Below are 13,529 nucleotides of genomic sequence, written 5' to 3'. Positions count from 1 at the left end.
TCCAAATTATTCCTTAACTGTGATGTCTTCACCGGCAAAGTATTTTTTAGATAGTTCTGCTAATGTTCCATCCTCACGTAATTTCTTAATTTCTGCATTAAATGCTTCTGCTAATTTCTCACCATCTTCTGTTTTTGCGAATGGGAAAGAAACATCTTCGTACACAAATGGGTCACCAACAAACTTCAATGGTAGATCGCCTTTATCAATCTCAGCAATTAAAGATGATTTTGAGTTAACATAGCCATCGACACGATTGTTGATTGCGTCATTCATTGCGCCATCGCGTGTTTCATAAGTTTTTGCGATAATTTCAGGATCAAAATTTTCTAGATTTACAACATTATTAGAGCCTAAAACGCCAGAAACTGTTTTCCCTTTTAAATCATCTAAACTATCAAAATCATTGTCCTTGTTTGTAACAATTGTAGCCCCAGCATAAGCATATGGCTCAGAGAAATTATATTTTGCTTTTCTTTCTTCCGTTACAGCAACGAAGTTTGCAACAGTATCAATTTTCCCTGTTTCTAATTGTCCCATTAAACCTGCGAAGTCCGTTTTAACCCACTCCACATCATAGCCTAAGTTTGCAGCAATCTTTTCAAATACTTCTACGTCAAATCCAATTAATTTACCATCTTCTTCATAGCCGTTCGGATAACTTTGTGCCGTTGATCCTGCACGAAGAACTTTCTTTTTGCTATCCCCTGATTCTTCATTTCCACTTCCGCAAGCTGCTAATAACAACATAACTGCCATAGTAATAACTACAAGTAATTTCTTTTTCATGATGTCTCCTACCTTTTCTTATATGTTTTTGCTAATAATAGTTTTTCTAAATAGATTGTTACATGTCCTTTACCTAAATCGGACTCTCCAACCTTTTCATAGCCACGCTTTAGATACATGTCTGCAAGCCAAGGATGCTCCTTTGCTGTGCCTAATGAAACAGAAGGACAATGAAGCGTGTCTCGCAAGTAATCATTTTCAATGAAATCTAAGAGTTTTGATGCATAACCCTTGCGTTTAAACTCAGGAGCAACAGCAACCCACCAAATATGCGGTATTTCATATGGCCCATGATGGCTGCTCCATGGCATACGGATAGAAGCAGTCGCTACCATCTCGTCGCCATCCTTCATATAAAAACATATATTTTCATTGACATTTTTTTCTACTAGCTGCTCATCAGCAGTGGCTGCTGCAAAATTAATGCCAAGCTCACGGATGGAAGCATAACCGCGTAGTGATAAATCTAGTAATGCTTTGATATCCTTATTAGTAGCTTGATGAAAGGTCAAATTACTCAACTAATAACCCTCCATTCTTAATAGATTGAATAACCTCATCTACCTTTTGGCTTGCAAGACCAGTATACTGACTTGGATCTAGCAGCTGATTAATCTGTTCTTTCGACAGCACCGAGCCTACTTTCTCATTTGCTGACAGAAGTTCTTTAAATGGGACTTTTTGTTCGACTGACTCCATAGAGATTTGATACACAAGGTGATGAGCAGTTTGCTTCCCAACCTTTTCAGATAATGCAAACATGACACGTTCTGACAGGACAAGACCACCTTGCATTTCCAAGTTTCTCATCATATTTTCAGGTTTTACTACTAATCCTTCAAGAACAGTGATTGTGCTTTTCAACTGAGAAGAAAGATATAAGCAAATTTCAGGTAAAGCAATCCATTCACTTCTCCAGCTCATTGCATCTCGCTCATGCTCCATCACTAATGATTCATGGAGCAATGCAACACTATGCAAAATAGGTTTCGTTAAGCTTGCGATACCTTCAAAAATAGCCGGGTTGCGTTTATGAGGCATTGTAGTTGAGCCAACATTTCCTGTTTTAAATGGCTCCTCTACCTCATCAATTTCTGTACGCATTAAATTATAAAATTCATTCCCTAACTTCCCTAGAGATCCACTTATCAAACCAAGTACAGAACCATATTCAGAAACTCTATCACGAGAGGAATGCCAACAAATATCTGGGGTATCCAATTCTAGAATTTCTAATGCTCTTGCTTCTACTTTAGGACCAATACTGCCTAATGCTGCGTAGGTTCCGACCCCTCCTGCTAGCACACCAGTAAAGACTCTCGTTTCAACAGCCTGTAATCTTTCTAAATGACGTTCAAACTCACTTAATACTACTGCCATCTTAAAGCCGAACGTTGTTGGTAATCCTTGCATTCCGTGTGTTCTTCCAGGCATTGGCGTATCTTTATAGGTAGAAGCTAATCCAATTAAAAGCTCCGCTACTTTCTTAATATCTCGTTTAAGTATGTGATTTGCTTCTTTCAACTGAAGAATCATACCTGTGTCCGTTACATCCTGAGTAGTTACTCCATAATGAACAAATTCACCATACTCACCAGAAAGTGATTGCAAGTGATTAACAGTTGCCATTAATGAATGTTTTAGCTTCGCAGCCTCTGCTGCTATTTTGTCAATTTCGAAGTTTTCTATTTTTGCAGCATCTTTTATTACACTTCCCGCTTTTTCGGGAATAACTCGTAGTTCACTTTCCGCCAACGCTAATCCAGCTTCAACATCAAGAATTTTCTGTAATCTATTTTCATCATTCCATACAGCACGCATTTCCTCTGTACTAAAGTTATTTTGCAACATTTTTAAGTCTAAAACATGTGAACCCATTTTTGTTAACACTCCCATGTTGAAATCCAGAATATACTAGTTAGTCCTTTAACTCATAAAATATATAATTCCTATGTTTATAGTGTGAATTATAACATAGTGTTTTTAACTTGCAACAATTTATTTAAAATTGAAAATGTACATATAAATTGGAAACGATTTAAAATGGAAACAGTTTCTAATTAACTACTAGAAACTGCCAATCTGTTAGTTTATAACCTAAAACAAGCAAGTTCCTAAAGCCGTTACCAACCCAAGCATAGTTGCCTATTAGTTAATTCTATAGGTTATAATATCTTGCTTTATCAAATCATCTATTAAAATCTTTTTATATTTTTCCAAGCTTCTATTATAAAAGGAAAAATTCATTATTTATCTTCTACAACTTAGCCTATCATGAAAATAATTATGTTACAATTTAAACATCTGATAATTCAGATACTTTTGATAAAAAAATGTAGGAGGTAGGTATTATGACTAATAAAAAAAATATTTACGTAAAAATCTATCGAGGGATTACGATTAAGTAATCTAACTACTTAGCGTTTTCCCAAATTCTGATAGGGGAAAATAATTTGAACCAAACATTGCTAATCATCGATGCCCAGCAAGAAATAATTGATGGCAATCAAGAAGAAGGAGTAGTTTTTAATAAAGAACAACTGATTAAAAATATAAATTTATTAATCAAAAAGGCGGCAGAAGCAAATGTCTCCGTATTATTTGTAAGAGATTCAGAAGTTGCAGGAGGTGTAGGGAGCGGATTTCAAGTTCACAATGAAATTAATATGCCTTCTGATCCAATCTTCTTTGATAAGACTGCAACGAATCCCTTTCATGGGACAAATCTTTTGAAGCATCTGAAATCACAAAACATAAAACATATCGTTATTGCTGGTTGTAAAACACAGCATTGCATAGATACAGCCGTTAGAACAGCCACTGTCAATGGCTTTGACGTTACATTAGTAGGCGACGCCCATTCAACAACAGACAATGATTTTTTACGTGCAGAACAAATTATAAATCACCATAATGATACTCTTCATGGCCATTACAATGTTGATCACTTTTCAATTGTCAGGAATTCAGTGGAAGACTTGTATACACCATCACATGATTCTTACAGAGAATAGTAAAACGAGTTTAAGTGCAGAAGCATGTTTATCTAAAACAATTGAAAAGCGAGGAATATAATAATGGCTTTGGAAATGAGAAAAGAATGTGAACGCTGTACTTCTTTATTAGCGGAAAGCTCAATTGCTTATATTTGTGTTCACGAATGTACATTTTGCGAACCTTGTACAGAAAATATGAAACAAATTTGCCCAAACTGTGGCGGAGAACTAGTTAGAAGACCTAGAAAACAATTAAATAGATAATCATCTTTCCTGGATAAGCAGAGATTTTTCTCTGCTTATTTTTTGAACATAAACTGATTCTTATTTTTTATTAGTCGTGTATATGGGAGCCTTTCTAGCTTTTGGTACATTGTACTACTCTCCCCTCTTTGAATCATGTTGCACTAATAACATACACGGCTACACCTTTTTAGATTACCCTCGCTTGATTAAGTTCATTTCTATCCTCCTTTTCAATAACTAAAACTTTCAAGTTCTTAAAATTCTAAATTATTCCAGTATGTGGTATCTTTATTTTAAATAATTAGAGAAAGGAAAAAACAATGGAAATCAAATCATTAACTTTACACTCAAATAATTTAGTAGAAACAAAGATGTTCTATACTAAAACGCTTGGTTTTACTTTAGTTGATGAGGATGACAATAATTTTCAAATAATGGTAGGCTCAAGCAAATTAACGTTTACTAATCAGAGTGCTTCGAATAACCCATTTTATCATTTTGCATTTAATATTCCCGCTAATAAATTTAGTGAAGCGAAACAATGGACTAAGGAGAGATTAAATTTATTAACTGAAAATGGAGAAGATGAAGTTGATTTCTCTCATCTACCTGCCCATGCATTTTATTTCTATGATCCTTCTGGTAATATAGTTGAATTTATTGCAAGATATGGGATAAACTCCAATAGTAACCTTCCATTTACTCCAGAAAGTATCCTTAATATTTCTGAAATTGGTCTTGTCGTTGAAGATGTAATGCAAACTGGCCAAAAAATGATTAATAACGGGATTTTTGAACGAGATAATAATTCAATTAGTGATAAATATTTAAACTTTATGGGGAAAAAACATAAAGGGATATTTGTTATATTAGCTCAACCAGATAGAAAATGGCTTTTTTCAGAAAAATATTCGGCTATTTTCCCACTGGAAATAGTATTAGATAATAATAAACTATTAATAGTTAATACAAAGAATGAATTTCTAATAAAAGAATAACGCTTCATATTAATACGATATTAAGGAAGTAGTTTGTTGCATCAAAATGGTCTTCTAAATCTAACTTGAGTTAGCTAAAAACCCCCATAAATATTAGAGATTAAATTATTAATAATACGGGAGGGACAGAATGAAAAAACCACCTCTTTTTATTGCAGCTACTATCGTATTGTTTTTAATTGGCTGCAATAAAACTAATCATTCCAATGCTGATTTTCAAGGAGTCATTCTTGCAGTAGGTGATCAAAGTTTCATTGTAGGAGAAGAAGATGTTAATCCTGAAGCTTCCTATGAATCGTATGAGGTTTTAATCGATGATAGTACAGTATTTAATGGTGATATTTCTAGTATGAAGCAGTTAAAGGATGAATTTGTAGAAGATAAAAAATTTGATGTTTGTTTATGGGTAAAAGAAAAAGTCGAAAATAATCATATCAATAATAAAGTAGTAACCAAATTAAGGATAAATAAATAATGCACAAATAAATTGGAAACAATCAGCGCAAACAGCCTGATTGTCTTCTCTGCTTAAATATATCTTCTTGACGTGCGTTTCTTTTATCCAATTCTTTCATCATGCCTTAGCCATTTTTTTTATTCTCAAAGGATTTTTGGAACAGCGATTTAAGGATAGCAGTTAATAGCCACCCTCTTTTAATTTAAGAAAATGTACTTTCACTAATCATATAGGAACCGATTCCTATATAAAAATTTGTACTAACAAAAACCAAAAAACAGCTCCTTTAACAAGGTAATATATTTCGGAAAAATAAATAATGACAAAATTCGACACCCTTTGTATACTCACATTAAACGGGGCAAACCTAATGAAAATTAGGGGCGCAAAGCTATAGGGACTAAGGTGATGCCAAGCTATGTCAGCCAGCTGCCGTTCACAATAAATAAGGAGTGAATGAGAAATGAAAAAGTTAGCAATTGGTGTTTTGGCAACGTCCTTGATTTTTTCTCAAGGGTTACAAACTGAGGCAAAGAAAAGTACAGTTGTCGATAAAGATAAAAACGGGATAGCAGATGACTGGCAAAAGAAATACAAGCTTGGGAATGGAAAAGCAGCAGCTAAAAAAGATCCTGATAAAGATGGATTATCTAACGTGCTCGAATACCAGCTTAACTCAAATCCAATTAAAAAGGATACTGATGGGGATAAGATTTCTGACAGCAACGAAGATAAGGATAAAGATGGACTTATAAACGGTCTAGAAGTTAAATGGAAGCTCAATCCGTTAAAAGCAGATACAGATAATGATGGAATCATTGATTCACAAGAAGATGAAGATGGTGACAATCTCACAAACAAAGAGGAAATCTACGTGGGTACTAGCTTAACATTAGTAGATACAGACAAAGATGGACTTAATGACGGAAATGAAGATACAGATAAGGATAAATTAACTAATAGCATTGAATTTGACCTTGGATATAATCCTAAAGATAAAGACAGTGACAATGACGGAATCAAAGATGCTGATGAAGACTTAGATAAAGATGGTATACGCAACAGTTATGAATTGGACGAGCTAAAAGTTGTGTTATTGAATGAAAACGACAAAGAGTTTAAGATTCAATTCAAGCTTGGCAAAAAATCTAAGTTAATGGTAAAGGATAATATCGGCATTCCAAATGCAAATACTTTCTTCTCACAATTTACGACTGGTTTGACACATACTGCAACTGATGAAGAACTTATTAATAAAATTAAAGAAATAACAGGATTACAATCCTTTATTAAAATCAGTATTAAAGCAGAATTTGCAAACGGACAAGAGCTGAAGGTAGAGCAAGAATATGCAGCGGTTGACACTAGCGGTGATGCTTCTACAGACAGCTCAATCGATGAGACAGAGGATTTAGATTAATAATAAAAAAGGCATATGCTGATATTCCAGTATATGCCTTTTTGTTTATAGCAAGTGAGTATCCTGTAATACTAGTCTAAGGCTGATAAATTAAATTCAAAAGTTAAGATATTGTTAATTTACTGTATATACTATTGTATAAAATTCCTAAACTGTTACACTTTTGCTTATAAATTCAGATTGAAAAGAGAGAGCAAATGAAGAATAGCAAACATTATAAGGGATTTAAATCTCTTTTAGAAATCCTATTGGTTTCTAGTAAACTTGGATTTACTTCTTTTGGGGGACCTATTGCTCACCTTGGCTACTTTCATAATGAATATATCCGTAAAAGAAAATGGATGGATGAAAAAAGTTATGCTGACTTAGTAGCTTTATGTCAGTTCTTACCCGGACCAGCTAGCAGTCAAGTTGGAATTGGCATTGGTGTTTTACGGGGAGGCATTCTTGGAGGTATTGTTTCGTTTATTGGTTTTACACTTCCCTCTGTTTTAGCATTAATAATTTTTGCTTTATTTCTCCGAGGAAGGTTTGTGGGTGAAGCTGACTGGATACATGGTCTAAAAATTGTCGCAGTCGCAGTTGTTGCTCAAGCTATATTAGGAATGGCAAAAAGTTTAACCCCAGATATAAAGAGAAAAACAATTGCTTTACTTTCATTAGTTGGAACTCTAATCTGGCAATCTGTATTTACTCAAATAGGCGTTATACTCCTATCAGCGATTATCGGCTTTCTTTTATATAGAAGCCAACCAGATAACGACTATAAAACAAAACTACAGTTTTCCATTTCTAAATGGCTCTCTATTTGTTGTTTGATTGTTTTTTTTAGTTTACTGTTTCTTTTACCTTTGTTAAGAGAAATAACCTCATCGAATTGGATAGCCATATTTGATAGTTTTTACCGTTCAGGATCATTAGTCTTTGGTGGTGGACATGTTGTTTTGCCATTACTTCAAAATGAACTTATCCCTGCTGGTTGGTTAAATAAAGGTGAATTTTTAGCAGGATATGGTGCTGCCCAAGCTGTTCCTGGTCCATTATTTACTTTTGCTGCATATCTCGGGACTGTTATATATGGATGGCAAGGTGGTTTATTCGCTACATTTGCAATTTTCCTGCCGGGTTTCTTGCTCATAGTGGGTTTCTTACCATTTTGGGATTTATTACGGCGTAATCCAAAAATAAACGGCGCCCTAATGGGTGTAAATGCCGCAGTTGTGGGGATTTTAATTGCAGCCTTTTATGATCCAATATGGACTAGCTCCATACTTTCTCCCCCTGATTTTGCTTTGGCAGCAATATTGTTTAGTCTGCTAGTATATTGGAAAGTTCCTCCATGGGTAATAGTTATTACTGGAGCAATCGGCGGCTCTCTTATTGTATAACTATTGCTCACTAAGTGCTGCTATAAAAAGCTAATCCTTCACTGTTGTAAGGATTAGCTCTAACATTTATTGAGTTGTTATATTGTCTAGATAAAGCGATGTTTGACCACTACTGTTAGATGAACTTGTAAACTGGACACCCACCTCTTTAATGTCATTGATATTAGAGATAGTAGTTAAATCAAGTGTTAGAGACGTATCAGAAGATATTTTTGTTGCTCCACTATCAAACCATTTCCAGCCTCCACCCGTTTTAACATATAGTTTTGCAGTTATTCCATTGCCGACATTTCCCCAGTTTGCATGTTTAACAGTAGCTTTCAACTTAGATTTCCCACTAAAGTTCAAACTTTGAGATAGGGATAAATAATGGGTGGAATTTGAAGATAGTTGGACATCAGCTTTTAATGACTGTTTGCCTCCTGCTGCCCATTCTGTTGTAGGCCAAGGTCCACCCGCGATATTTGATCCAGTCCAGTTTTGATTACCGCTTTCAAAATCATACAATATATTATTTGTTCCTGCTGAGCTACCGAATACTCCGCTTAGTTTTGAAGTGGCTTTTAACCCATTTGCCCCATTAACAACCGTATTACCCCAATCAGTTAAACTGTTACCCGACCAATCGTTGCTTAAATCCAGATAGCTCCAATCTGTGCTATTTCCTTTCCAAGACCATGCAAGCCAACCGACATTTTTTTGCTTTGAATAACTCATGATGGTTGCTTCATCTACATCTCCATTTGTATGTTTTTGTCCGAACTCTCCTATTATTAAAGCTAATCCTTGGTTTAAGACACCATCAATATTTGACTTAACAGTTGCTGCATCCCCACCAGCGTACTCATACATATGTATGGAGAACATTGTATTTTTCAATGGATCCGCATTAAATACCTCTTTTCCATAATTATGAATGGAAGCTGGGTATTGTCCCCATCCAGCAGAATCAATTATTAGAGTATGATTTAAGCCTGCATTCCGTAACTTTGGAATAGCTTGTTTATAACCAGCTGCCCATGCCGCACCATCCCAAGTACCATACCATTCATTCGCAATGTTTATTATCACTTTATCTTCTTTGCCTATCAATGTGTCTTTTAAGCTGATCCAATAATCGACTGCACGATTTAAAGATTCCACATCGTCTTTTCCTGTTGCGTCATGAACTTCCAGAATTGCAATCAGTTTATTTTTTTCTGCCAATGACAAAAGGCTTTTAACAGTATTAATATCATCTTTGGTGTATTGTCCACCATCAGATAAAACAATTCTTACTGTGTTTGCTCCAGTTGCTGCTATTGCTGGAATAGCAGCTGCTGAATCTTCTTTAAACCAAGAATGAGCATGATTTACACCTCTCATAATAAACGGTTTACCCGTAGCATCATATAAAGTGGTACCGCTTACATAAAATCCCGAAGCAGCACTTGCTTTTGAATCAGTAATAAACAAAGCAGAAGTAACTAACAGTAAAATTAGAATAAAACTTGATAATTTTTTCACAACCAATCCCCCAATATTTTAAAATTTTTATTTTAACTCTTTCTTTTTTTACATATACCTCCTTTCTATAAAAAAGTAAGAGTTAAAAGCATAAGAGTAGAGTAAAGTAATTTAATCTATTTATTAATTTATCGATTAAGTAATTATAAAGTAATAATAACATTAATTCATAATTAAACAATATATTTCCATCATTTTATCCCAAATGAATAATAAGACCTAAAGAGTCTGAAGGCTATCCATTTAGGCGTTTAGATCTGTGTAATATAAAAATTATATGAATCTTATAACTGGTGTTTTTCTTACTATGCAGCTAATCAACTAAATTACTTACTTTGTTAATTAATTTACTTAAACCAGCCTGTCATTTTATCTCATAAAAAAATCATTCCCCATCATTAAAGGAATACTCTACTTTTTTTATCCGATATTACAAGAATGCTGCCATTTTCCTGATAAAAAGAACTGCAAATAAATGCAGCTCTTTTAAAGATTCAGAATGAGGTTAATTTATTTAAGCCGCTTCCCTTCAACAGCTAACATATACATCATTAATGATTCAGCATCCCTAACCATCCATTCTCGATATTCATTTTCTGCCCTTAGGTAATCTTTTTCCGTTATGAAACCGTCTCTTACCATTTGAATTCCTCTGCTTGAAGCAGTATCTGCCCAAATTCCAATGCGAGTTTGGAATTCAGGATGAGGTTTCGTTGTTAGTTCGTGTTGGGGAGTTACGGTAATTTCTCCAATTCCTATTTTCTGAAACATATTGGGGAGATTATCGGCAATCGAATTGTCCATACCTGCTTCCGAACGCCATTTCAAATAGGCAGAGTAGAAGGCAAGCATACTTGAGGGCGGCTGTGGCTGCCAATTAATTTTCTCATGATTGTAATCCACAATGATTAGACGACCTCCTATTTTAGTAGCAGAAGTCAGTTTTTTTAATGCTTTTAATGGTTCCGATAACCAAATTAAAACCCTTGATGCAGTAACGATGTCAAATTCTTGATCATAGGGGAGATTATAGATATCACCTGTTTCAAAGAACAATCCTGGTGTTTCGCCATAAGCTTGACGGGCTTTTTTTATTAGATTCGGATTGCTATCGATCCCTACCACGCGACCATTAGGACCCACTTCTTCTGCAATTCCATATGTTATTGATCCTGTGCCACAGCCCACATCGAGAATTGTCATACCTTCAGTCAGTACTTCCTTAAGCCTTTTGTGAGAGTTTGCTAACGTTCTAGAATCTAGAACATTAGTTAACTTTCCTGATAACACAGCCCTATTTCGCGCCATCTTTGTATCCATATAACTTCCCCTTCCCACCAACTAAATGTTAATTCCACTGCTTTTATTTTATCAATTATTATTAAGTACTCTAATAAATTATAAGTGCCAATTTAATTCCAGAATGGAATGGATGAGGTTTCACAAGAAATTTAAGCTTATTCTTTTAAGTAAAACAGCAGTGCATTTTTTCACAAGTGTCTGTTTTTTACTTTCATCATTAAAAGGAATAATCCCTAATTACATAAAAAACAGCCACATAATAGTAGCTGTCTCCATGTAAAATTCATATTGGTTTTAAATTTACTTTTGATAACAACAATGATAAATGAAAATAAATATTTGATGCAATGATTCCTATTATTGAAAATATAATGGCATCTTTAATAAGGAAAGAGTGAGACCCTATAATTAAAAATAGAACACCAGCAAGAATAACAGCTACTGAATACATTCCCAAAACGAGAAAATATCTTACCTTTTTTGATTCTATTACTATGTTTTCCATGCCAACATTTATAAGTAGTGATACCGGTATTCCTATAAAGTAATAAAATGGACCAAAAGAAACCAAAATCAGGTGCATAGTAAATACAAGAATATAATACTGCAAATAAAACAACAGATAGTGTGGCTGTTAAGAACCTTTTCATTACTACACTCTCCATGAATCAAAACTATTACAATAAAACAGTTGGTAAAATAAGCACAACTATTGTACCAGACTTATCAATCTATTGTAAGTGGTTGTTATGTTCCTTGTTCTACTATTATATACTTCATTTATGACATTAGGATGGCCCTCTTCACTTATTACAGCCAGATAGTTCTATAATAAGGGCAACACCAACACCTTAAGAGATGACAATATGTATATGAATGCACCTTAGCAATACATAAATTACCCCCACCACATTGCACAAACAAATAATGACCACATTGATACAAAGGTTCCTACTGTTCCAAAAACAAAAATGTATAAAAGACTGTATTTTTTTTCAACTTTTTTTAATTTTATCATCCAAAATCCTATTACGGGAGTAACTAAGCATATACTTATGCTAATTACAGTAATTATAGTTAAGTAATAAATGCTATCTGTCGTATTAATTATCCCCTCAAGAAAATAGGCTAGTGATTGTCCATATACTCCTAATGCTGTTGCAGTAATTATTAACAGCCATAAAACTAAGTGACTCTTTTGCATTAAACTTTTCCCCTTGTGTAATTTTTATATAAAAGTATAATATTACACTAATGATAACATAAGTATTAGCGATTAGGGATGTTTTATATATATTTTTTACTCAATCTCATTTATAACATGAAAAAACCACCAAATAAGGTGGTTAGTGAATTTTTTTACTTAACTAAAAAACGAAAATAAAGTGCTAATACGTAATTACCTAAAATAAATATCGCATATATTTTAAACGTAAATGCAAAGAACCCTTTTTTCTTAAAATTTAATAACAGATAAAGAATTGATATTATTAATACAAGTATGTATGTAGGTGCTAAAACTAACTTTGAATATAGATCCGGAGTAGTCATTTTTTTCTCTTCATCCTAATATTTCAGTAAATTCCCTTTTGTTTGTATGTGTGTTTATTATATCTCTAAACTGCTTCGTTTAGATACTTAAATTTATTGACATTCTTATTGCACTAATCTCCCTCAATTATAAACACCTTAACTCTTAAAACTTAGGCCTCATGGGAAATCCTCTTCTTCTTCACAAAAATAAAATAGGTGTACCAGGATCATGGAACACCTTTAAGAAGGTCTGTTAATGAAGGCTTCACCTAATATAGGATATTATCCCTTTTTCATTATGGATACGCCACTTATCCAATTCTTGCTGATTTTTTGTTGTGAAGAATTACGCTTACGCTAACCATTCATTGCAGCTTCAGAAAAGACATAAAAAAACAAGGCATTAATCCTTCTTGGATTAGTGCCCCGCTACCTTAAAAAATCAACTTTTATTTTATAGGCATAGTGTATGTCACAGAAATATCATTGCTTTCTTGTATTTTCATAAATATCTCATGAAGAATTTCTAATGCTCTTTCATTAGATTCATACTTCCCTAAAGCTTTATTCCATTCATTTGAACTGCCTACTATTTTTTTTCCTTCTACAGTAACCTCTTTTACACTTATCAAACTTTGTTTATCTTGAGAAAAAATCCATAACATAGTAAAACCATCCCTTTCATTTACACAGCATTTGCTGTATTTTTAAATACGTATGAGAATTTTTAAAGTTTCACTATTAAACTATCCTACACAGATTGTTTCACAAGGACAGGCCCCTGCCTTTTCAAAAGCATAGTCACTCTTTTATAATCTTCTCTAATCATTATAGGGTTTAGCCATAATCACCTCAGCCTCCTTTTATACCAATTTTTAACATTTAGAATACATC

13 protein-coding genes and 1 riboswitch are annotated in these 13,529 nt (G+C 33.8%); of the genes, 6 read left to right on the top strand and 7 right to left on the bottom strand.

Translation table 11 applies throughout. The annotated features are described in order from the left end of the window. Positions 1–6: 6 nt before the first annotated feature. Genes ACLIJJ_RS17815 through purB form a run of 3 tightly spaced genes read right to left on the bottom strand, consistent with a single transcriptional unit; the run spans position 7 to position 2,667 of the window. Positions 7–792 carry a transporter substrate-binding domain-containing protein gene (locus tag ACLIJJ_RS17815; RefSeq protein WP_233315618.1) on the bottom strand — a complete coding sequence of 262 codons (786 nt, stop codon included), beginning with the start codon at positions 790–792 and terminating at the stop codon, positions 7–9. A 5-nt stretch (positions 793–797) separates the two neighbouring features. Continuing rightward, entirely contained in the window at positions 798–1,310 is a 513-nt protein-coding gene (locus ACLIJJ_RS17810) for a GNAT family N-acetyltransferase (RefSeq protein WP_282581469.1), read from the bottom strand. Further along, positions 1,303–2,667, bottom strand: a complete 1,365-nt coding sequence (gene purB / locus ACLIJJ_RS17805) for an adenylosuccinate lyase (protein ID WP_411411411.1) — start codon at positions 2,665–2,667, stop codon at positions 1,303–1,305. Before purB ends, ACLIJJ_RS17810 begins: the two co-directional genes overlap by 8 nt. A gap of 575 nt (positions 2,668–3,242) precedes the next feature. Between purB and ACLIJJ_RS17800 the strand changes: the two genes are divergently transcribed. The 6 genes from ACLIJJ_RS17800 (at position 3,243) to ACLIJJ_RS17775 (ending at position 8,294) form a co-directional block, all read left to right on the top strand. Next, complete coding sequence (locus ACLIJJ_RS17800) at positions 3,243–3,803, top strand: cysteine hydrolase family protein (protein ID WP_233314909.1); 561 nt, start codon at positions 3,243–3,245, stop codon at positions 3,801–3,803. A 63-nt stretch (positions 3,804–3,866) separates the two neighbouring features. After that, positions 3,867–4,049: a DUF1272 domain-containing protein gene (locus tag ACLIJJ_RS17795; RefSeq protein ID WP_233314908.1), complete on the top strand. Its 183-nt coding sequence runs from the start codon at positions 3,867–3,869 to the stop codon at positions 4,047–4,049. A gap of 302 nt (positions 4,050–4,351) precedes the next feature. Continuing rightward, the gene (locus ACLIJJ_RS17790; protein WP_411411410.1) at positions 4,352–5,029 is read left to right on the top strand and encodes a VOC family protein; all 678 of its coding nucleotides are present in this window, start codon (positions 4,352–4,354) and stop codon (positions 5,027–5,029) included. Positions 5,030–5,159: 130 nt separating this feature from the next. Next, positions 5,160–5,504 carry a hypothetical protein gene (locus ACLIJJ_RS17785; RefSeq protein ID WP_411411409.1) on the top strand — a complete coding sequence of 115 codons (345 nt, stop codon included), beginning with the start codon at positions 5,160–5,162 and terminating at the stop codon, positions 5,502–5,504. A 332-nt stretch (positions 5,505–5,836) separates the two neighbouring features. Next, positions 5,837–5,923: riboswitch (cyclic di-GMP riboswitch) on the top strand. A gap of 26 nt (positions 5,924–5,949) precedes the next feature. After that, on the top strand, positions 5,950–6,906 hold the full coding sequence (locus ACLIJJ_RS17780; protein WP_411229632.1) for a hypothetical protein: 957 nt from the start codon (positions 5,950–5,952) through the stop codon (positions 6,904–6,906). A 197-nt stretch (positions 6,907–7,103) separates the two neighbouring features. Then, positions 7,104–8,294 (top strand): chromate transporter, encoded by a 1,191-nt coding sequence (locus ACLIJJ_RS17775; protein WP_411411408.1) that lies wholly within the window; start codon positions 7,104–7,106, stop codon positions 8,292–8,294. 66 nt (positions 8,295–8,360) lie between these two features. Here the strand turns inward: ACLIJJ_RS17775 and ACLIJJ_RS17770 are convergent, their stop codons facing one another. The 4 genes from ACLIJJ_RS17770 to ACLIJJ_RS17755 all read right to left on the bottom strand — a co-directional run bounded on the left by ACLIJJ_RS17770 (position 8,361) and on the right by ACLIJJ_RS17755 (position 13,300). Next, entirely contained in the window at positions 8,361–9,800 is a 1,440-nt protein-coding gene (locus tag ACLIJJ_RS17770; protein WP_411411407.1) for a glycoside hydrolase family 5 protein, read from the bottom strand. Positions 9,801–10,310: 510 nt separating this feature from the next. Continuing rightward, positions 10,311–11,120, bottom strand: a complete 810-nt coding sequence (locus ACLIJJ_RS17765; RefSeq protein WP_411411406.1) for a class I SAM-dependent methyltransferase — start codon at positions 11,118–11,120, stop codon at positions 10,311–10,313. A gap of 880 nt (positions 11,121–12,000) precedes the next feature. Continuing rightward, on the bottom strand, positions 12,001–12,306 hold the full coding sequence (locus tag ACLIJJ_RS17760) for a hypothetical protein (protein WP_233314902.1): 306 nt from the start codon (positions 12,304–12,306) through the stop codon (positions 12,001–12,003). A 778-nt stretch (positions 12,307–13,084) separates the two neighbouring features. Beyond that, positions 13,085–13,300, bottom strand: coding sequence for a hypothetical protein (locus ACLIJJ_RS17755; protein ID WP_411411405.1), 216 nt, complete (start codon positions 13,298–13,300; stop codon positions 13,085–13,087). Positions 13,301–13,529: the final 229 nt, after the last annotated feature.

The sequence above is a fragment of the Niallia laureatilytica genome (genome assembly GCF_046613985.1).
Taxonomy (GTDB): domain Bacteria; phylum Bacillota; class Bacilli; order Bacillales; family Cytobacillaceae; genus Niallia.
The sequence above is the reverse complement of the archived record's forward strand: the minus strand, read 5'-3'. Positions and strand labels throughout refer to the sequence as shown.

Bases quoted from the DNA above. Each gene is read 5' to 3' on its own strand.
- purB (WP_411411411.1), bottom strand. From the start codon at position 2,667: ATGGGTTCACATGTTTTAGACTTAAAAATGTTGCAAAATAACTTTAGT.
- ACLIJJ_RS17795 (WP_233314908.1), top strand. From the start codon at position 3,867: ATGGCTTTGGAAATGAGAAAAGAATGTGAACGCTGTACTTCTTTATTA.
- ACLIJJ_RS17790 (WP_411411410.1), top strand. From the start codon at position 4,352: ATGGAAATCAAATCATTAACTTTACACTCAAATAATTTAGTAGAAACA.
- ACLIJJ_RS17785 (WP_411411409.1), top strand. From the start codon at position 5,160: ATGAAAAAACCACCTCTTTTTATTGCAGCTACTATCGTATTGTTTTTA.
- ACLIJJ_RS17780 (WP_411229632.1), top strand. From the start codon at position 5,950: ATGAAAAAGTTAGCAATTGGTGTTTTGGCAACGTCCTTGATTTTTTCT.
- ACLIJJ_RS17775 (WP_411411408.1), top strand. From the start codon at position 7,104: ATGAAGAATAGCAAACATTATAAGGGATTTAAATCTCTTTTAGAAATC.
- ACLIJJ_RS17765 (WP_411411406.1), bottom strand. From the start codon at position 11,120: ATGGATACAAAGATGGCGCGAAATAGGGCTGTGTTATCAGGAAAGTTA.
- ACLIJJ_RS17760 (WP_233314902.1), bottom strand. From the start codon at position 12,306: ATGCAAAAGAGTCACTTAGTTTTATGGCTGTTAATAATTACTGCAACA.
- ACLIJJ_RS17755 (WP_411411405.1), bottom strand. From the start codon at position 13,300: ATGTTATGGATTTTTTCTCAAGATAAACAAAGTTTGATAAGTGTAAAA.